This window comes from Enterococcus faecalis (assembly GCF_029024925.1).
GTDB lineage: Bacteria > Bacillota > Bacilli > Lactobacillales > Enterococcaceae > Enterococcus > Enterococcus faecalis.
Genome location: NZ_CP118962.1, coordinates 2,318,353 through 2,339,244, shown reverse-complemented (window position 1 = coordinate 2,339,244; position 20,892 = coordinate 2,318,353). Strand labels below are relative to the sequence as shown.

19 protein-coding genes are annotated in these 20,892 nt (G+C 36.9%); 14 read left to right on the top strand and 5 right to left on the bottom strand.

Annotated features, from left to right (window positions below):
* Positions 1–6: 6 nt before the first annotated feature.
* Both nrdG and nrdD read right to left on the bottom strand, forming a co-directional pair.
* Entirely contained in the window at positions 7–603 is a 597-nt protein-coding gene (gene nrdG, locus PYW42_RS11515; RefSeq protein WP_002356379.1) for an anaerobic ribonucleoside-triphosphate reductase activating protein, read from the bottom strand.
* Positions 604–635: 32 nt separating this feature from the next.
* Positions 636–2,819, bottom strand: coding sequence for an anaerobic ribonucleoside-triphosphate reductase (nrdD, locus tag PYW42_RS11510; RefSeq protein ID WP_002382497.1), 2,184 nt, complete (start codon positions 2,817–2,819; stop codon positions 636–638).
* A 405-nt stretch (positions 2,820–3,224) separates the two neighbouring features.
* Here nrdD and PYW42_RS11505 point away from each other — a divergent pair, with 405 nt between their 5' ends.
* The 14 genes from PYW42_RS11505 (at position 3,225) to PYW42_RS11440 (ending at position 18,627) form a co-directional block, all read left to right on the top strand.
* Entirely contained in the window at positions 3,225–3,992 is a 768-nt protein-coding gene (locus PYW42_RS11505; RefSeq protein ID WP_002356382.1) for an ABC transporter ATP-binding protein, read from the top strand.
* Positions 3,982–6,078 (top strand): ABC transporter permease, encoded by a 2,097-nt coding sequence (locus PYW42_RS11500; RefSeq protein ID WP_002400974.1) that lies wholly within the window; start codon positions 3,982–3,984, stop codon positions 6,076–6,078. The genes PYW42_RS11505 and PYW42_RS11500 overlap by 11 nt, the downstream gene beginning before the upstream one ends.
* Positions 6,079–6,281: 203 nt before the next feature.
* The gene (locus PYW42_RS11495; RefSeq protein ID WP_002356384.1) at positions 6,282–6,431 is read left to right on the top strand and encodes a teichoic acid D-Ala incorporation-associated protein DltX; all 150 of its coding nucleotides are present in this window, start codon (positions 6,282–6,284) and stop codon (positions 6,429–6,431) included.
* A 14-nt stretch (positions 6,432–6,445) separates the two neighbouring features.
* Entirely contained in the window at positions 6,446–7,966 is a 1,521-nt protein-coding gene (dltA, locus tag PYW42_RS11490; protein ID WP_002362499.1) for a D-alanine--poly(phosphoribitol) ligase subunit DltA, read from the top strand.
* Entirely contained in the window at positions 7,963–9,168 is a 1,206-nt protein-coding gene (gene dltB / locus PYW42_RS11485) for a D-alanyl-lipoteichoic acid biosynthesis protein DltB (RefSeq protein WP_002400973.1), read from the top strand. Before dltA ends, dltB begins: the two co-directional genes overlap by 4 nt.
* Positions 9,169–9,200: 32 nt before the next feature.
* Entirely contained in the window at positions 9,201–9,437 is a 237-nt protein-coding gene (gene dltC / locus PYW42_RS11480) for a D-alanine--poly(phosphoribitol) ligase subunit DltC (RefSeq protein ID WP_002356389.1), read from the top strand.
* On the top strand, positions 9,437–10,711 hold the full coding sequence (gene dltD, locus PYW42_RS11475; RefSeq protein ID WP_002356390.1) for a D-alanyl-lipoteichoic acid biosynthesis protein DltD: 1,275 nt from the start codon (positions 9,437–9,439) through the stop codon (positions 10,709–10,711). Before dltC ends, dltD begins: the two co-directional genes overlap by 1 nt.
* A gap of 213 nt (positions 10,712–10,924) precedes the next feature.
* Entirely contained in the window at positions 10,925–12,007 is a 1,083-nt protein-coding gene (locus PYW42_RS11470; RefSeq protein WP_002367214.1) for a M42 family metallopeptidase, read from the top strand.
* Between the two features lie 20 nt (positions 12,008–12,027).
* On the top strand, positions 12,028–12,819 hold the full coding sequence (locus PYW42_RS11465; protein WP_002362504.1) for a DUF975 family protein: 792 nt from the start codon (positions 12,028–12,030) through the stop codon (positions 12,817–12,819).
* A gap of 145 nt (positions 12,820–12,964) precedes the next feature.
* Positions 12,965–13,705, top strand: coding sequence for an MBL fold metallo-hydrolase (locus PYW42_RS11460; protein ID WP_002356393.1), 741 nt, complete (start codon positions 12,965–12,967; stop codon positions 13,703–13,705).
* Between the two features lie 32 nt (positions 13,706–13,737).
* Positions 13,738–14,742 carry a lipoate--protein ligase gene (locus PYW42_RS11455; protein WP_002356394.1) on the top strand — a complete coding sequence of 335 codons (1,005 nt, stop codon included), beginning with the start codon at positions 13,738–13,740 and terminating at the stop codon, positions 14,740–14,742.
* Between the two features lie 612 nt (positions 14,743–15,354).
* Positions 15,355–16,044, top strand: coding sequence for an O-methyltransferase (locus tag PYW42_RS11450; protein ID WP_002381418.1), 690 nt, complete (start codon positions 15,355–15,357; stop codon positions 16,042–16,044).
* 240 nt (positions 16,045–16,284) lie between these two features.
* Positions 16,285–16,848: an alkyl hydroperoxide reductase subunit C gene (gene ahpC / locus PYW42_RS11445; protein ID WP_002362506.1), complete on the top strand. Its 564-nt coding sequence runs from the start codon at positions 16,285–16,287 to the stop codon at positions 16,846–16,848.
* A gap of 96 nt (positions 16,849–16,944) precedes the next feature.
* On the top strand, positions 16,945–18,627 hold the full coding sequence (locus PYW42_RS11440) for an FAD-dependent oxidoreductase (RefSeq protein ID WP_002362507.1): 1,683 nt from the start codon (positions 16,945–16,947) through the stop codon (positions 18,625–18,627).
* Between the two features lie 99 nt (positions 18,628–18,726).
* Here PYW42_RS11440 and PYW42_RS11435 read toward each other — a convergent pair whose 3' ends face one another.
* The 3 genes from PYW42_RS11435 to PYW42_RS11425 all read right to left on the bottom strand — a co-directional run bounded on the left by PYW42_RS11435 (position 18,727) and on the right by PYW42_RS11425 (position 20,760).
* Positions 18,727–19,317, bottom strand: coding sequence for a hypothetical protein (locus PYW42_RS11435; protein ID WP_002362508.1), 591 nt, complete (start codon positions 19,315–19,317; stop codon positions 18,727–18,729).
* A gap of 120 nt (positions 19,318–19,437) precedes the next feature.
* Positions 19,438–19,971 (bottom strand): 3'-5' exonuclease, encoded by a 534-nt coding sequence (locus PYW42_RS11430; RefSeq protein ID WP_002356400.1) that lies wholly within the window; start codon positions 19,969–19,971, stop codon positions 19,438–19,440.
* A gap of 33 nt (positions 19,972–20,004) precedes the next feature.
* Positions 20,005–20,760 (bottom strand): exodeoxyribonuclease III, encoded by a 756-nt coding sequence (locus PYW42_RS11425; protein ID WP_002367205.1) that lies wholly within the window; start codon positions 20,758–20,760, stop codon positions 20,005–20,007.
* Between the last annotated feature and the right edge of the window lie 132 nt (positions 20,761–20,892).

Here is a 20,892-nt window from a genome sequence, read left to right as displayed (position 1 = left end):
ACTTTTTTAAATTGATTTTTTGATTTGTTCATAAGACGTTTCGGCGTCATGACATTTTTCCCAAATAACAGCTTTGCCAGCAGCAAGTGATTTGGGTACATCAATAATCCGTTGATTACTACTGCCACGAAATTGTAAATTTAAATTACGTTTTGCCAGTTCAAAGCGCCCATCAACTAAAATGTCAATTGAATGGAGTAGTTCAAGCTTATCAGGCGTTTCTAAAAGTAGTTCTTCAAAGGTATACCCAGACCAAGACCAGATATCTTTGGCTGAGCCAAATGTTTCCCGCACACGTTTGACTACACTAAGACAAACATCTGTATTCAGAAAAGGTTCACCACCCAAAAGAGTCAAACCTTGGACATAGTCATGGGACAAATCTTCAATAATTTGATTCATTAAAGATTCTGTAAACGGCGTACCGTAATTGAAATTTTGGACAGCTTTGTTAAAACAACCTTCACAAGCAAAGAGACAGCCGCTCACATATAAACTATTGCGTACACCTTCGCCATCAACAAAGTTGAACGCTTTGTAATCGGCAATCTTTTTTTGGCTGTAGTCTTCGGTTTTCCATTCTTGTGGTTTCGGATTACGCATCAGCAAAACTTCTTTCTATAGAATAATCGAGTTTAATTTTTTAAATGTTTCACACGAGAGGAAATTTCTTTGTGACGACCGTGTACCATTGGGCGAGCTTGCGGGTTACCTAAATAACCACAAGTCCGTTTAACGACATCACAAGTCTTAGGATCATGATTGCCACATTCTGGACATTCAAAGCCACGTTCAGTTGGATGGAAGTCCCCTTCAAAACCACAGGCATAACAATGATCAATTGGCGTATTGGTTCCTAAATAGCCAACTTTGTCATAAGCGTAATCCCAGACAGCTTCAAGTGCTTTGGGATTTTGCTGTAACATGGGGTATTCACAGTAGTGGATAAAACCACCAGAACAGTATTTTGGATAATCCTTTTCAAAATCAAGTTTTTCAAAAGGCGTTGGATTTTTGCGTACATCATAATGGAAACTATTTGTGTAATATTCTTTATCTGTAATATTTTCGACGATGCCAAATTTTTCAGTATCTAAACGGCAAAAACGGTCAGTCAAGCTTTCGCTCGGTGTAGAGTAGACACTAAAATGATAGCCGTATTCATTGCCCCAGTTGTCGGCATTTTTTTTCAGTTCTTTTAAAATATCCAGTGTAAAGTTTTTGGCCTCTTGATTGTCCTCCCAAGCACCGCCGTAAAAGGCAGAAGCCACTTCATACAAGCCAATATAGCCAAGCGAAACCGTGGCACGTTTGTTTTTAAACAGTTCATCTACGGCATCCTGTGTAGCTAAACGTTTTCCAAATGCACCATACATGTATAAAATCGGTGCATTCGCTGGTTTAGCTTCTTTAACACGTTCAACCCGATAAACCAAAGCATCTTTAACGATCGCTAAACGTTCATTTAAAATTTGCCAGAACTTTTCTTGACTTCCTTGCGCTTCTAAAGCGATTCTTGGTAAGTTCAAGGTCACAACGCCTAAATTCATTCGGCCAACATTTACTTCTTCACCTTGTTCGTCTTTCCAGCCTTGTAAAAAGGAACGACAGCCCATTGGTACCTTAAAACTACCTGTTAGTTCAACGATTTTATCATAGTTTAAAACATCAGGATACATGCGTTTCGTTGCGCATTCCAGTGCCAGTTGTTTAATATCGTAGTTTGGATCAGTAGGTTGCGCATTGACGCCGCGTTTAATTGTGAAAATCAGTTTTGGGAAAATAGCTGTTCGTTTTTCAATCCCTAAGCCATTAATTCGGATTTGTAAAATCGCCCGTTGAATTTCTCGCTCAAACCAGTTGGTACCTAAACCAAATCCCAGAGAAGTAAAAGGGGTTTGTCCATTGGAAGTAAATAAAGTATTAATTTCATACTCAAGACTTTGCATGGCATCAAAAATATCTTTTTTCGTTTTCTTCTGAGCGAATGCTTTTTGGCGTTCTTCTCCTTCAATCCATTCTTGCGCATCTGCTAAATGTTTTTCATAATTACGTTCTGCAAAAGGCGCTAATAATTCATCAATCCGATCGGCAGAGCATCCACCATATTGACTGGAAGCTACATTGGCAATAATTTGAGAAATTTGTGCAGTGGCCGTTTGAATTGATTTTGGTGATTCGACATCAGCGTTCCCAATTTTAAAGCCATTGTTTAGCATGCCTTTAAAATCAATTAAACAGCAGTTTGTCATGGGCGTATATGGATGATAATCTAAATCGTGGTAATGAATGTCGCCTTTTTGATGGGCATTAGCCACGTGTGAAGGCAACATCTTTAAACCAATTGATTTTCCAACAATCCCAGCGGTTAGATCACGTTGCGTATTAAAAACGTCACTGTCTTTGTTGGCATTTTCGTTCACGACAGTCTGATCTTTATTAATTAATTTGCCGATAGATACATTAATATCAGTCGCTTTACTACGCTCAAAATCACGTTGGGTTCTGTAATGAATGTATTCTTCGGCTAAGGCATATTCGTTGTTGGATAGCAGAGTATGTTCCACAATATTTTGAATTTCATAAATTTTTACGTTATTGGTAAAACGTTCGGCAATTTCTCGATTGACATCGGCAACAATCGATTGGACTTTTTGATGTGTCAAAGGAGTGACTTGGTCATGTATTTTTTGTTCAGCTTTGATCAAAGCATCGTATATTTTTTGATCATCGAAAGTCACTAAACGACCATCCCGTTTGACGACTTTAATTGTTGAGAGATTAACATCCTCGGCTTTTTCATCAGTAATCTTCATCATTTTATCCAGCTCCTTATATCTCGTTAGTAACTATCCTAATACAAAGGTCGGCTAAATTCAATCGATATATTGCGTATTTTTAGTAAAATATCACTAGACAAACACTATATATTGTGCTTGCACTGTTTTGAAAAAATATGAAAACAAATGAAGAAAAGGATTGAGCAAATTTTTTTGCGTGAAAAAAATTCTTTGTCCAAATTAAAAAACAGCAAAGATTTTTTTGCCAAATTGCTAAAAGCAACACTAAAAAATAACAATTATTAAATAATAATTGTTTGCGGATTTATTCACGAAATGCCAATTATTCTTTGACTACCGAACGATATTGTAAGATAAAACGATGTTCATTCAGATTTTTTCTTGGTAAAATAAGAGTAATAACAAAACGTTGGAGCGAGAAAAATGAAAAAAATTGTAGAAGTAAACCATGTCAGCAAGACATATGGTCGTTTAAATAATAAAACAGAAGTATTAGATAATATTTCGTTTACCGTTGATGAAGGCGAATTTGTGGGGATTATGGGTCCCAGCGGTGCTGGGAAATCGACACTGTTGAATGTCTTATCCTCGATTATTTTGCCAACCGCAGGAATCGTGCGCATCGCCGGACAAGATATTTTAAAAATGCGAGATAATCAATTAAGTGATTTTCGAAGAAACGAAATGGGGTTTATTTTTCAATCGTTTAACCTAATTGATACGTTAAATGTGAAGGACAATATTCTGTTGCCTTTAGCTGTAGAAAAAGTTTCATTAGAAGAAATGGATAAACGTTTGTTACATGTGACTTCGATTTTGGGGATTCAGGAGCTTTTATCTGCTTATCCACCAGAGATATCTGTGGGACAAAAACAACGGGTAGCAGCTGCTCGTGCTTTGATTACGAACCCTAAAATTATTTTTGCAGATGAACCAACTGGCTCGCTGGATTCAAAATCAGCAACAGAATTGTTGAAATATTTAGCTGAAATTAATCTACATGATGATGCCACAATTTTGATGGTGACACATGACCCGTACACGGCCAGTTTTTGCAATCGCATCTTATTCATTAAAGACGGTGCGATTTTCTCAGAAGTTGTTCGTCAAGGATCACGTAAGGAATTTTTTAATCGTGTGATAGATATGCAAGCAACGATTGGTGGAGGCGGGCGCGCAAATGATTTTTAAACTATCATTAAAAAATTTAAAAGCTCATGTACCTAATTATCTGGTTTATTACATTAGTATGACTTTTGCAGCGGTCGTTTATTATTGTTTCCGTGCGATTGCTTACAACCAGCCTCTTGTCGCAGGTGCAGGCCGTGATATCGAAATTAAGCGATCTTTAGGACTCGGTAGTACCTTAGTCACCATTATTATTTTGGGCTTTATGTTGGCAGCAAATCGTTTTTTTATAGGAAAACGTAGCCAAGAAATTGGCTTGTATCGATTAATTGGCTTGAGAAAGAGCCAAGTTTCACTAATTTTTTTAGTAGAAAATTTAGTTTTAGGCTTTGTTTCACTAATTAATGGAATTATTTTAGGAGTGATTTTCACCAAGTTGTTTTCAATGATTTTAGCCAAAGTTATGTTTTTAGAAGTCCCCAGTTTCTTCTATATTTCTTGGCGTTCCGTTATTGAAACCGGTGTAGCTTTTGCATTTATGATTTTGATTGTCTGCTTAAGAAGTATTTGGATGATTTATCGTTATCCATTGTCGCAGCTTATGCACCAAGAAAAAATTGGTCAAATTAATTATAGTCGTTTAACGAAACGGCGGCAGTTTCTAGGTATTTTAGGACCTATTTGTTTACTGGCTGGTTATTTTATTGCGTTTGATTTTCGGAATTTAGCGACAGGTATTGTGTATAAACAATTAAATGATTCATTGGATATCTCGATTCCGATGATTATTACATTGACGCCTTTTATCATTTTGGGTCTCTGTGTGGTGGGAACTTATTTATTTTTCCGTTATACCATGTATTTTATCATTCGCTTATTTAATCATAGAAAAAAATGGTATTACCAAGATTTACGCATGATTACTTTAGGCAATGCCAAACGCTACTTATTTAAAAGTAGCAAAACACTCACTGGTTTGACCTTGTTAATTGCGACGGCCTTGAGTGGGATCGGCGTGATGGTTTTTGTGTATACGATTAGTATGCACACGGTCAACAGTGATGGCCCCGTGGACTTTTTAGTTTCACAGGAAAGCTATCCTAAATTGAAGAAAGTTCTTGATGAAGCGAAGGACACCAAAATAAAAAATGAAGTGACACTTTCTTATAAAATTACTGGAATTGAACGCAGTTTGCGAATTGGTCAAGCGCAAGAGGAACAAGAAACGATTGAAGCAGTTAATGTTTTATCTTTCTCCAACTACCGCAACTATCAAAAAATTAATCCTTATTTAAACGATTTACATTTAAAAAATGACCAAAGTGTTATCTATATGGATAGCTTTATCAATATTTTAAGTGGTATGTCTCGTTATGAATCGAAACTGCAATTTGTTGAAGGAGAGAAGGCACAACTGCAACAAGTGCTGCCTAACTATCTAGGTAATTTTTTATTGCAATATTCCTTACCAACGATTGTCGTTTCCGATGCCCTTTATCAGAAAGTGACAAAAAATTCCATTCAGTATCAGATTAACGCCGTAAATGTTGACACGAAAAGCCGTGAAAAACTTTATGAAGCCGTAAATAAACAGATTGCCACAGAATGGCAAGCGCCAATTTTGTATAAGTATGAAAAAAATAACCAGCAGTTGAGTGGTTTTGCCAAACAAATGCCTAACGAAGAGGTAAAGAATACGCAAGATGATGTCACAGAAACTTGGCGGCTAAATATGAATGATCGCTACGCCTCTTTACGCTATGAACGAAAAATTAACGGCTTGACTTTATATGTCTCCATGTTTGTGGCAATTTTAGCGTTGTTTATTACGGGCAGTATTTTGATGTTACGACAACTCTTTTCAGCTGTAAGTGAGCGTCAAGATTACGTGACTTTAAAACGGATGGGTGTTTCTAGTAAAGCGATAACTAAGCAAATTTATCGACAGAATAGTTTGATTTTCTTTCCGCCGATGGTCATTGGGATTTTGCATACCACCTTTGCCATTTATTTGCTAAGCCAATTTATTAAGAGTCCAGGATATTTGTTAGTATATCTTTCTTGTGGAATCTTAATAATTGTTTATCTAATTTTTTATATTTTAACGTCTGCCATTTATGCGCGGATGATTCGACACATCCATTTTTAAAAAACTGTAAAAGCCGTTGTGAAGCGGTTTTTACAGTTTCTTTATGCGAAAAAATTATGAGAGTTCCGTTTATGAAAATCATGAAAATTTAAGAAGTGACGAAATTGTTAGTTTTTTTATTAAATTGTAAGAAATTTCAATGGACTTTGCTGAAATATAGCATAAAATAATGGATAGCGATTAACCTTAGGAGGTGAATGATAATGAAAACAACTTTTCAGAAAATTCTCAATAACGAAAGTCTTAAATTCATCGGTAAAACGTTATTTTATTCTTTCATTGTCATTGCATTAATTTATCTTTATCATTACAAGAATATCAATGGAGGAACCTTCATTTATAACGAGTTTTAAGGAGGCGGCTATACATGGAAAAAGTAATTAATATGATTCAAACGATTGATGAATGGGCACGTAAAGAACCCCAACGTCCTGTTTATTTAACCGAAGAAAAAGTCTCTACGTATGGAGAGTTAAAAGAAAAGTCAGACAATCTAGCCGCTTATTTAGCTGAGCTGAAAACGGACAAGTCAGCGATTGTCGTATATGGAGAATTAGATTTTGAAATGATTGTGAGTTTTTTAGGCGCATCGAAAGCTGGTTTTAGCTATATCCCCATTGATGCACATACACCAAAAGAACGCATTGAACTAATTCTAAACGTAGCCAAACCAACCGCAGTGATTGCTGTGCATGAATGGCCTGAATTAGCCACCGAAGTGCCAGTAATTACGGCGGAAGAATTAACAGAAATGATGATGCATGCACCCCGATATGCGCCTGAGTTGACGCCTGTCACAGGAGCAAGTAATTACTATATCATTTTCACTTCAGGGACAACTGGCGTACCAAAGGGTGTGCAAATCAGCCATGATAATTTAGTTAGCTTTACGAATTGGTTGTTGCAAGATTTTGGTTTAGAAGAAGGGGCCCGCTTTTTAGCACAGGCACCTTATTCGTTTGATTTATCGGTGATGTCTATTTATCCCGCATTGGCGTTAGGCGGCTCATTAACTCCGTTACCCAATGAAATCATTAACGATTTTAAACAATTATTTACGCGTTTGCCACAATTAACAATCGACGTCTGGGTTTCAACACCGTCCTTTATTGAATTGTGTCTAATGGAACCAAGCTTCGATGGTGAACATCTACCAGCACTGCGCACGTTTTTATTCTGTGGAGAAGAATTACCAAAACCAACGGCTGAGAAATTAGCCGCTCGTTTCCCAACTGCGCATATTTATAATACGTATGGGCCGACAGAAGCGACTGTAGCGATTAGTGCCATTGAAATCACTCAAGAAGTTTTAAAAAGTGTTCAACGTTTACCAATCGGGTATGTGAAAGAGGATACGCAAATTTATATTATGGAAGGCATGTCAAAATTACCTGCAGGTGAAATTGGTGAAATCGTCATTGCTGGACCAAGTGTTTCCAAAGGATATCTAAATAATCCTGCGAAAACAGCTGAAGCTTTTTTCCAATTAGATGGCGTACCAGCTTATCGCACAGGCGATGCTGGAAAGTTAGTCGATAACCTATTGCAGTATGAGGGACGCTTAGATTTTCAAATTAAATTGCATGGCTACCGCATTGAGTTAGAAGAAGTGGATCATCACTTAACGAATGTTTCCTACGTGAAACAAGCAGTCGTTGTGCCGAAATATCAAGGAAATAAAGTCCAACAATTAATTGCCTATGTCGTTCCGCAAGCACATGAATTTTCAAGTGATTTTCAATTAACTAAGGCAATTAAACAAGAATTAGCCACGTTGACAATGGACTATATGATTCCGCAAAAATTTGTATATGTTGAACAATTACCTTTGACAAGTAATGGCAAAATTGATCGGAAAGGGTTGATGAATGAGGTGAATGCCACATGATGAATTTTCCTCATATGATTCCCTATAATGCACCGCATTACTTTGTTCTGCTAATTGCGGCTCTGTTGCCAATGATTTTAACTTTAGCCATTAAAGGGACACGTTGGCCTTGGTACCAAACACTCGTGACACTGGTCTTTCTATATATCAGTTTTGGTGGCGAATTTTGGCAACAAGGAGTCGCTCTGATTGTATATGTTATTTATCAGACGTTACTAACGTGGGGCTATGCGGCTTATCGAAAAAATAAAAATGCAGGTTGGGTCTTTTATCTGGCTGTCTTTTTAGCTATATTACCGCTTGTTTGGGTGAAAGTTTCTCCATTCATGACAGGCAAAACAACCTTACTTGGCTTTTTAGGGATTTCTTATTTAACCTTTAAAGCGGTCCAAGTGGTCATGGATTTACGGGATGGCGTAATGAAAGAATATCATCCGTTTCGTTACATTCAGTTTCTCTTGTTTTTCCCGACTATTTCTTCAGGACCCATCGATCGTTATCGGCGCTTTGAAAAAGATTTGAAAAACCCGCCGAGTGCGGAGAAATATTTAGACTTTTTAGAAAAAGGAATTTTTTATTTATTTCTAGGATTTTTATATAAGTTTATTATCAGTCATTATCTTGGTGGTGTCTTTTTACCACATGTGGAAAAAATGGCCTTGGCACAAGGTGGTTTATCCTGGTGGACAGTCGGCTATATGTATAATTACAGTTTGTATCTATTCTTTGATTTCGCAGGCTATAGTTTACTGGCCGTTGGCACAAGTTATTTAATGGGCTATGATACACCAATGAACTTTAACAAACCGTTCCTAAGTTGGAATATTAAAGAATTCTGGAATCGTTGGCACATGACCTTATCTTTTTGGTTCCGTGATTACATTTACATGCGCTTAATGTTTTTCTTAATGAAAAAGAAAGTCTTTAAAAGTCGGATTGTGACTTCTAATATTGGTTACTTTGCGTTGTTCTTAATCATGGGCATTTGGCATGGATTAACGTGGTTCTACATCGCTTATGGGCTCTACCATGCAACACTAATTTGTGTAACAGATGCTTGGCTACGTTTTAAGAAAAAACATAAAGACAAGATACCATCAAACAAATTTACACATGCATTTGCAGTCTTTTTAACTTTCCAAGCGGTTTGTGTCAGCTTCCTGATTTTCTCAGGATTTTTAGACAAACTATGGTTTAAATAAACAAAAATAAAAATATAAAGGGGCAATTTACAATGAACATTCAAGAAACAGTATTAAACATTTTAGAAGATATTACAGGAACAGACGAAGTTGTGAACAATCAAGACATTCAATTATTTGAAGAAGGATTATTGGACTCTTTAGCAACGGTTCAATTATTAGTAGAAATTGAAGGACAATTAGGAATCCAAGTTCCTGTATCAGACTTTGACCGTGAAGTATGGGGAACACCAAAACAAATCATTCAACAAGTGGAAGCTTTACAATAATGTCTAGAAAAAAACGACTAATCAGAATCTTAGGTCCAGTGCTTTGTTCAGCGGTCTTGGTTGCAGTGTTCTTTTTTGCACCGTTCAGAATCAATTTAACTTCCGAAAAAACGTTGAAGGAAGCATCAACGTCAATGGCACCGAACGTTTTAAAAGGCAATGTGATTAAAAACAAAGCAGTGGCTTCTGGTAAATATGTTCCTTTTTTTGGCTCTTCTGAATTAAGTCGATTTAGTGCTTTCCACCCTAGTGTGCTCTCTGAAAAGTATCAACGGAACTACCGACCGTTTTTACTAGGAGAAGCGGGCACACAGTCATTAACCCAAGCAATGGTCATTCATTCGATGGGCGATGCGATTGCCAATAAGAAAGCGGTCTTTATTTTATCTCCGCAATGGTTTGTCAAAAAGGGTGTACCTAATGATAGTTTTGGTGCACACTATTCACAATTACAAACCTATCAATGGTTAGCTAATTTAACCGAATTAACCAGCGGTGACCAATATCTAGCACAACGTTTGACTAAATTTCCAGTTGTTCAAAAAGACAAAGTCTTAATGGAAACCTTGGCAAATCTGCAGGCAGGGCAACTTCCCCAACGCTCTCAACGAGATTATTTTATAATGAATCTCCGTTTCTTGAATCGTGAAGATGAATTGTTTAGCCAAATTGGCATGGTTAGCAGAGAACCAATTGTTGAAAAAGATATGAAACAATTACCTGCCACTTATAATTTTAATGAATTAGATCAGCTAGCTGGAAAAATTGCGGCAAAAGCCATTAATAATAATAAATTTGAAATTAGTAACGGTTTTTATCGCCAACGGATTAAACCAGTTTTACCGAAATTAGCTCATTCACAAAAGAAATGGGATTATCGTTTTTCTCCTGAATATGGTGATTTTCAAGCTGCGTTAGAACAGTTAGCAGAAAAAAATGTCGATGTTTTATTTGTAATCCCACCTGTTAACAAACGTTGGTCGGACTATACGGGCTTGTCACAAGATATGTTGCAACAAGTAGCACGCAAGCTGAAATATCAACTTCAAGAGCAAGGGTTTACTAACATTGCTGACTTCTCAACATGTAGTAATGAACGCTACTTTATGGCGGACACGATTCATTTAGGTTGGCGTGGTTGGCTCGCTGTTGATCGTCAAGTAGATGAATTTATGAAACAACCTGCGTCTAAAAAGTTAGCGTATCAAATTGATGATCGTTTTTATCAGACAGATTGGCAACAACAAAATCCATTGGTCTTACCTCAATTTTAAGAAGGCAAGATGGATCAAGTACCAATTATCTGAAGCGGACTAGAAACGCTTCGTAACAATGAAAATAGCCTGTACCTGCCGTTGAATAACGAGCGTGCAGGCTGTTTTTTCGTTTATTTTTAGTGGAGAACGTTGCTCGATTTATTTTTTTGTAAGTATTTTTTTAGTTCGTGGTATAATGGATAAAATTGGTTTTTGAGGGGAGTTATTTTTATGGATGCAAAAGAAGAAAAAATGTTAATTGATTTAACAAGTGCTAAAGGGATTGCTGGGAATGAAGACGAAGTACGTTCGTTATTTAAAAAGTATGCAGCACCGTATGCGGATAAATTTTTATATGATGGCCTTGGCAGTATTATTGCAAAAAATGTTGGTGATAAAGAAGGACCAAAAGTCTACATTTCTGGGCATATGGATGAAGTCGGTTTCATGGTTACCCAAATCACAGAAAAAGGCTTTTTAAAATTTCAAACCGTTGGTGGTTGGTGGGGGCAAGTGATGTTGGCCCAACAAGTTCAGATTAAAACTACGACTGGTAAGGTTTACCATGGTGTCATTGGGTCTAAACCACCGCATGTGTTAACAGCGGAAGTTCGTAACAAACCCTATGAGATTGCAGATATGTTTATTGATATTGGTGCAAGTAGCGATCAACAAGTTGCAGAATGGGGGATTCATCCAGGGGATATGGTGACACCATATATTGACTATCGTCGCATGAATGATACAAAATTTTTATTGGCAAAAGCGTGGGATAACCGAATTGGTACGGCCGTTTCATTAAAAGTTTTAGAAAATTTAGCGACAGAAGGGCACCCCAATATTTTATTTGCAGGCAGTGATGTGCAAGAAGAAGTGGGGCTACGCGGTGCGCAAACAAGTACGCATCTTGTGAATCCAGACATAGCGTTTGCTTTAGACACAGGAACAGCTGGTGACACACCAGGAATGACACCTAAAGAAGCCGACTCTGTTTTAGGTGAAGGGCCACAAATTTTGATTTATGATGCATCAATGATTCCGCATAAAAAATTACGTGATTTTGTTATTCAAGTGGCGGAAGAAAATAACATTCCCTTCCAATATACAGTGATTACAGGGGGAGGTACGGATGCTGGCCGCATGCATTTAACGCGCAACGGGATTCCATCATTAGCCATCACGGTGCCTGTTAGATATCTGCATTCACATACCTCAGTTATTCATGAAGATGATTATTTCAACACAGTCAAATTAGTCACAGAAGTGGTGAAACGTCTAGATAAAGAAACAGTCGCTAAATTGACTAGTTATTAGTTTCAGAAAGGATGGAATGAATGAAAAGTTTAGTAACAAATTCGCAACATCGTGCCAATGCTCGCAGAGCCCTTGATGGGCAATGGGGGATCATGGCTTGGTTAACTTTCTTAGGAGTGGTTTTACAGAGCTTTTTAACATCGATTGTGCAAAATTTATTTTCTGGTGAAAATCAAGTTTTTCAAAGTAGTTTTGCCGCAGTATTACTGCAAATTTTTGTTTTATTCGCGTTAAGTTATGCGCTATATTACGCAGCCTTGAAGGTGTTACGTGGTGAAAAGGTGCGGGTCAATATTTTAATGAGTGTTTTTCAAGGAAAATATTATGGTCCGCTATTTGTGGTCAACCTACTTCAAAAAGTACTTGAACGTGTAATTGGTTTGTTATTTTTGTTACCAATTTTATTTGGGGCAGGGACAACCTTGTATTTCAAATTGATGTTTAATACAGTTACACCAGAGGAAATTCAGACCTTTTTCTTAAATGATTTTTCCTTTTTCCTAGCGTTTGGTGTTGCCACTATCTTGATCTTTTTAATTGGTTTATTTGTGAGTGGCGTTTTTCAATTTGCTGTGTGGCTACGTTTTGATAATCCAGAACTGCCAATTATGATGGCGTTGAAACAGGCGTTATATTTAATGAAAAATCGTTTTTGGCAATATTTATGTTTACAATTTTCTTTTATTGGTTGGTATATTGTGGGCTTTTTAGCTATTGGTATCGGTCTATTATGGGTGATTCCTTATAACTATGTAGCGTTAGCTAGTTTTTATCAAACTGCCTTAGAAGAAAAAGGTTTAGCCGAAGAATAAAAAAGAAGCTTGAATCCTTCGTTATCTCGACAAAGGGTTCAGGTTTTTTCTTTGGTCTTTTTGTGAAAATTTAAGCGTTTTAACCTCGTTTTTCCGTTATTTTATGGTAACATGGAAGTATCGTATTGAAGGAGGTTGTCCACACATGAAATTGACTGTCTTAGGCTGTTTAGGTGCTTATCCATACAAAGGAGAAGGAACGAGTTCCTATTTGTTAGAATCTGAAGGCTTTCATTTGCTTATTGATGCAGGCAGTACGACATTAGTGCGTTTAGAAAACTATCTAGATCCATTGAAATTAGATGCTGTCATTCTGTCGCATTACCATCATGACCATATCGCAGATTTAGGTGTTTTACAATATTATCGTCAGCTTTATCCAACGCTGGAACCGACGCCTATTTTGCCAATATATGGCCATACACAAGATCAAATGCATTTCAAAGAACTAACGCTTCCTAACGTTTCCGAAGGGAAAGAGTATTTTGAAGCAGAAGAGTTGGCAGTAGGACCATTTTTAATTACTTTCATGGAAACGATTCATCCTGTCACTTGTTACGCGATGCGGATTGTTGAAAAAGCGACCGGCAAAGTCTTTGTCTTTACAGGAGACTCTGGTTACTTAGCAAGTTTTGAAGACTTTGCAAAAGACGCTGATTTATTCTTAGCGGATACGTACTTATTTGAAGGTAATGAACGACATCATGCACATTTTACGTCAAGAGAAGCAGGTGAAATTGCCAAAGCAGCACAAGTCAAACAATTGATGTTGACCCATTTACCACAACATGGGTCATTGGAACAACTACGTGAAGAAGCGCAAAACTATGCTGGAACGGAAATTCCAGTGACATTAGCCCAACCAGATTTAACAGTTGAGATTTAAAAAAGTAACTATACCAAGGGAGAGAACCGATTGTGATTTTTGTACCGAATGAAAATAATGACCCACGAGTGAACTTAGCAATTGAAACATATTTGTTAACAGAAATGCCTTTAGATGAGCCCATTCTTTTATTTTACATTAACGAGCCGTCAATCATTATTGGCCGTAACCAAAATACAATTGAAGAAATTAACAAAGAATATGTAGATGAGCACGGCATTCATGTTGTTCGTCGCTTAAGTGGCGGCGGCGCCGTTTATCATGATCATGGTAATTTGAATTTTAGTTTTATTATGCCAGATGACGGCAACTCTTTCCGTGATTTTGCGAAAGTTACCCAACCAATTATTCAAGCATTGCACGACTTAGGCGTTGAAGGTGCCGAATTAAAAGGGCGCAATGACCTAGTGATTAATGATATGAAGTTTTCAGGAAATGCGATGTACGCTACCAACGGCCGCATGTTTGCACATGGAACCTTAATGTTTGATAGTGATATTGATGAAGTTGTAAATACATTGAAAGTACGGAAAGATAAAATCGAATCTAAAGGTATCAAGTCTGTTCGTTCACGGGTAACAAACATTAAACCATTTTTATCTGAAGATAAACAAGAGATGACAACGGAAGAATTCCGCCAAGAAATTCTTTTGAAAATTTTCGGCGTAGATTCGATCGACCAAGTTAAAACGTATGAATTAACTGATCAAGACTGGGCGGCTATTAACAAAATTTCAGAGCAATACTATCGCAATTGGGATTGGAATTATGGTAAATCACCTGCATTTAACTTAGAACGTCGCCATCGTTTTCCAATTGGTTCAATTGAAATGAAAATGAATGTGGCGGATGGTGCCATTCAAGAAATTAAAATTTTTGGGGACTTCTTTGGGCTTGGTGAAATTAAAGATGTTGAAGATATTTTAACCGGCGTGAAATATGATAAAGCTTCTTTAGAAGAAGCTATTGATCAAATTGACGTTAAAAAATACTTTGGCAATATCGAAAAAGAAGATTTGCTTGGGTTAATTTATTAAAAAAAAGACAGCCGTTTCAAACGGTTGTCTTTTTTCTAGCTAAAAATAATTTTTAGCTTTTAGAAAGGTAGTGCTATGTGCAAAATCGTCGAAACGATTTTTATCAGGGAACTATCAAATAGCTCGCCTGCATATGTACTTGAACCAAGTCAAGTCCGGGAATTTGGTTATGTGCTTCACTATAAATCACTATCTGTAAAGAGTATACAAGATTTCCTTTCTTTTGTGATATCAAATTTTTACAGACAAAGTAGTAAAATTTGACGTTTCTTATTTTAGCAAGGTTATAGGCTTGTTTTGGGGCTTGAATTAGCAAGAATTAATAGTGATTTAAGGGAAAATATTAACATATGTAGAAATATTTTTATAAGAAATAACGAGAAAAAATCAATAGGTATGTTCTTGAGGGCTACTTTTTGACGTTTTCTGAATAAAACTTAATAAAAAATAGCAGAAACAAAGAAAAAATGTGCTTACAAGAAGTAATCCGCACTTAGCTAGGAAGTTAAGAATGTGAATGTTATTTTCAAACAAATAATAAGAATCCTATTTCAATCCTTTACAGAGGAACAAGGACTTCGTATAATAAAGGGACGAAAAGGAGCGAAAGTGATGAGAAACGAAATGATGCATCGACCAGTCGTTAAACCAGAACTGGTTGAGTATATGCGTACAAAACAAAAGAAACTTCCCGGAGAATTAGGTGCAGTGGAGGCGGAAGCCAATGAAGCAGGGGTGCCGATTATTCCGCACGAAACAGTAGTTTTTCTACAATTTTTGCTAGGACAACTAAAGCCCAAAAATATTTTAGAAATCGGGGCAGCAATTGGTTTTTCTTCAAGCTTGATGGCCCAATTTGTCGGTGAAGATGGTCACGTGACCACGATTGATCGTTTTGACGTAATGATAAAAAAAGCGAAGAAAACTTACCAACGCCTGGACTTAGAAGAAAAGGTCACTCTTTTAGAAGGACAAGCAGCTGAGATTCTACCAACGTTGGAAGGACCTTATGACTTTATTTTTATGGATAGTGCCAAATCAAAATACATTGAATTTTTACCTGAATGTTTACGGTTGCTACCAGTTGGCGGCGTTTTGATGGTGGATGATGTATTTCAAGCTGGGACAATTTTAGACCCTGCTGAGGAAGTACCGAAAAAAAATCGAGCGATTCATCGTAAATTAAACCAATTTTTAGATGTAGTCATGGCGCACCCTGATTTAACTTCTACTTTAGTTCCTCTTGGTGATGGAGTTATTTTAATTACCAAAGAGAAAGAAACGATTATTTTAGATAGTTAAAGAATGTATTCACAAAAAGAAAGCGAATCATTAAAAAGCAAGTTCTTTTAATGATTCGCTTTCTTTTTTATGTTATTTAAAAAGTTATCTCGCTATTTCTAATTGAGAATGATAATCATATAATTCTCAATAGGACAGTGTTATGTGTTAATAAAACCTCGTTTGTTTATAATTATTCTATTGACGGAATAATTATAAACTGTTATCCTTAAAGAGTAAAAAAACAGAGGAGGAACGACAATGAATTTAATTAATCAAAAAATTTTTGACTTTGAATGTGATGCCTATCACGATGGTGAATTTACACGAGTATCAACAGAAGATATTTTAGGAAAATGGAGTATTTTCTTCTTTTATCCAGCTGATTTTTCTTTCGTGTGTCCTACGGAATTAGGGGATATGCAAGAGCATTATGCGCATTTACAGGAATTAAATTGTGAGGTTTACTCTGTTTCAGAAGATAGTCATTATGTGCATAAAGCATGGGCTGACGCTACAGAAACGATTGGAAAAATTAAATATCCAATGTTAGCCGATCCCAACGGTCAACTTGCTCGTTTCTTTGGCGTTTTAGATGAAGCTTCTGGAATGGCTTACCGTGCTTCATTTATTGTGAGTCCAGAAGGTGAGATCAAATCTTATGAAATCAACGACATGGGTATTGGTCGTAATGCTGAAGAACTTGTTCGTAAATTAGAAGCTTCTCAATTTGTAGCAGAACATGGTGATAAAGTTTGTCCAGCCAATTGGCAACCAGGAGAAGAAACAATTGCGCCAAGCTTAGATTTAGTTGGTAAAATTTAAATTCGCTTTGTAAATAGAGGTCAAAGAGTTGGATAAAACAGAGAAAATGTTTTGTTCAGCTCTTTTTCTGAAACACAGAAGAAAGAGGAGAAGCAAGTGACAGAAGAAATCTACGATTTGATTATTATTGGTGGCGGCTCAGCTGCTTTATCTGCAGGTATCTATGCAGGTCGCGCAATGATGGATACCTTAATTATTGAAAAAGACAAAATTGGTGGACAAGTAACGACGACTTCTGAAATTGTGAACTATCCAGCGATTCGTCACACAACAGGTCCAGAACTAATGGAAGAAATGCGCATTCAAGCACAAGACTTCGGTGTAGCTTTTACAAAAGACGAGATTATTGATGTTGATTTTAGTCAAACGATAAAAACTGTTCAATCGGCGAGTCAAACCTACCAAGCATATGCAGTATTGATTGCGACAGGGGCCTCTGCTCGTAAAATTGGTTTCCCTGGTGAAAGTGAATTTACAGGACGCGGCGTGGCCTATTGTTCTACTTGTGATGGGGAGTTTTTCCAAGGCCTAGATATTTTTGTGATTGGTGGCGGTTATGCAGCAGCGGAAGAGGCCGTTTATTTGACACGTTACGGTAAATCAGTAACGATGATTATCCGAGAACCTGATTTTACATGTGCAAAATTAACTGCGGAGGCGGCTAAAAATCACCCGAAAATTAAGATTGTTTATAACACAGAAGTGAAAGAAATTACGGGAGATGATTTTGTCCGAAAAGCTGTGTTTGTCAATAACCAGACGGGAGAAGAAACGGTTTATGAAGCGCCAAAAGACAGTACATTTGGTCTGTTTGTTTTTGCTGGAAATAAACCAAGTACAGAAATTTTTGAAGGAAAAATTGCCTTAGACCGTGGGTATGTGCCAACAACTGAAAATATGGAAACCAATATTCCCGGAGTTTATGCAGCAGGAGATTTACGAATAAAAGAATTACGTCAAATTGTGACGGCGGTTGCAGACGGTGCAATTGCCGCCACTCATGCGCAACGTTACGTGACAGAACAAAAAACACAGGCGGGCCAATCGATTGTAACGAAGCGAATGACTGAACGATTAGCTAATCAATCTGCCCCTGAAACAAGCAGTCAGCAACCAAAAGAAAAACAGCCAGCGAAAGTTACTGGTAAGCATCAGTGGTTCCCAGAAAGTATGCGCCAACAATTAAGCGGTATTTTCGCTAAACTAACCAAAAAAGTGACATTGCTTCAGTTTTTGGATGCAAGTGATGAAAAATCATTGGAACTTCAGTCATTCTTAACAGAATTTGCAAGTCTGGATCAGAAGATTACTTTAGAAACGATTTTGAAAGATACTGAGCCAGCCAAAGAATTGCTGTATGGGATTGAAAAAATGCCTAGCGTTGTGCTCTTAGATGCGGCAGGAAACTATACAGGAATTAAATTTAGTGGTATTCCTAGTGGCCATGAAGTAAACTCGTTGGTTTTGGCGGTTTATAATGTCGGCAGCGAGGGGCAGCCGTTAGAAGCAAGTCTGCAAAAGAACATACTTGCATTGCCAAAAAGAAAAATAGAAATCTTTGTTTCACTAACATGTCATTTCTGTCCCGATGTCGTGGCGGCTTGCCAACGTATTGCATCAATTAATCCTCATGTGGAAGCAGAAATGGTGGACATTAGTCTATTTCCAGAGTTGAAAAAAGAAAAGAAAATTATGAGCGTTCCAGCAATGCTAATTGATGGAGAACAAATGATTTTTGGTTCAAAAACAATGACCGAAATTATTGAAGCCTTGGCTTAAAAGAGGCGGAAAAAAGTAATTAGCCTAAAGACCTAAGCCATTCAAAAAAGTGAGAAATACGTCGAGATGACGTATTTCTCACTTTTTTCGCATAGTTAGTCAAGTATCTCTTTTGATTAGGCTATTGAGTTTCCTAAAAAGAATTAAAAAGACACAACAGCAAATGAACAATAGGCTTCCTGTTAGTGGTAAAAAGATACCTTGCATGTAGCTATCGATATGCATTAAACCAGGTACCTCGCTGAAAAAATCATGGATAAACTGTTGAATGAGCTTATTGGCTAGAAAAGCAGCTAAAGGCAAAATAAAAATCAAATAATAGATGGGTTGTAAGGCATAGCTAATTAAAATTTGTAATTTTGTCGTACCTAAAAGAGCTAAGATCAGTAAGTCGTTTTTTTGCTCTAAAAAAGTTAGGAAGAAAGTTCGGCAAATATAACTAATCAGGAAGAAAAAGAGTGTTCCAGCGCTGATTCCAGCCAAACCTCTGAAAATTGTCAAGGGAGGAATCACTGCATAATTATCAAGAAGAATCATTTGTGAAAGCCATCGAGAAAACAACAAAGTCAATAATAGAGCAGAAAAAGTCAGAAAACTAATAATAAAGATAAGAATCAACGTACTAAATTGGTTTTTTGAGCGCCACGCATTTTTGAGAGAGTCTGTGAATAAGTAAAGAATCGAATACATCATCGCGTCCTTTCTGAAAAATTTTTGTTTTAGCGGAAAAGTTATGTAAAAGAAAAGACGTTATCTCCTGCCAACTAGCCACTGAAAGAGATAACGCCTTCGCTGGAAACAAGAACTGGATTATTTCACCAATACTAATTTTTTTAAAGGTTCAACCCCAAATCGTTGTTCTTGCTGTAAAAGAATTTCGGCACAAGCACGGCTATCTTCTAAAGCATCATGATGATTATTTAAAGTGATATTGAGGTTTTCACAAACGGTATTTAATTTATGATTAGGAAATTCAGGAAACAGTTTGCGACTCGTTTTGACTGTACATAAAGAAAGGTAATTAGGTTGTTCTAAGCCATAGTAATCTAAACAGCCAGCCAAAACACTACAATCAAAACTTGCATTGTGAGCGACCACTAACCGATTTGGTTGAAAACAATGCTGAATTTGTTGCCATACTTCAGGGAATTTGGGCGCATTGACAACATCTGATTCATGAATGCCGTGAATTTGCGTATTCCGCCAGAAAAAAGGTGTTTCTGGTTTGATTAACGTGTAAAATTCATCCACAATCCGACTATTTTCTACTTTAACAATTGCAATGGAACAGGCACTATGTTTATCATAACTAGCTGTTTCAAAGTCAAAAGCGTAAAAGTTCATTAAAAAAACTCCTTTCAACGCGTTGAGTAACACTTAAAAATCAAGTACAACTTCCACTGGACAATGATCACTACCAAGAATATCTGTATGGATTTTAGCACTGACTAAACGTTCATTCAAGGATTCTGACACAACGAAATAGTCAATCCGCCATCCTGCGTTATTTTTTCGTGCGTTAAAGCGATAACTCCACCATGAGTAGATGCCTTCAGCTTCTGGATAAAAATAACGGAATGTATCAGTGAAACCACTGTCTAATAACTCAGTAAATTTTTGCCGTTCTTCAGGCGTGAACCCCGCATTTTTTTGATTGGTTTTCCAATTTTTTAAATCAATCTTTTGATGAGCTACGTTTAAATCACCGCAAAGAATGACGGGTTTTTCTTGATTTAATTCGTTTAAATAGGCACGAAACGCATCTTCCCATGTCATTCGATAAGCTAAACGCTTTAGTTCAGCTTGTGAGTTTGGTGTGTAGCAAGTGACCATGAAAAATTCTGGATATTCTAAAGTGATCACGCGGCCTTCTTGATCGTGAGCCTCGATACCTAAGCCATAGCGAACACTTAACGCTTCTTCTTTAGCGAAAATTGCTGTGCCAGAATAGCCTTTTTTTTCGGCATAATTCCAATACTGATGATAGCCAGGAAGTTCTAAATCAATTTGCCCAGCTTGTAATTTTGTTTCTTGTAAACAGAAAAAATCTGCATCTAATTCATTAAAAACATCCATAAAATTCTTTTTAACAACCGCTCGTAAGCCGTTGACATTCCAAGAAATACATTTCATTGTTGAAACTCCTTTCAAATAAGAAACGCTTTTGCTCGTTTCAGTGCAAACCAGAACCAAAGAAAAGGTCGCTTGGTGCTTTCTTCTATTCTAATACTTTTTAAAGAAGTTTTAAATACTTGAAAAGAAAAA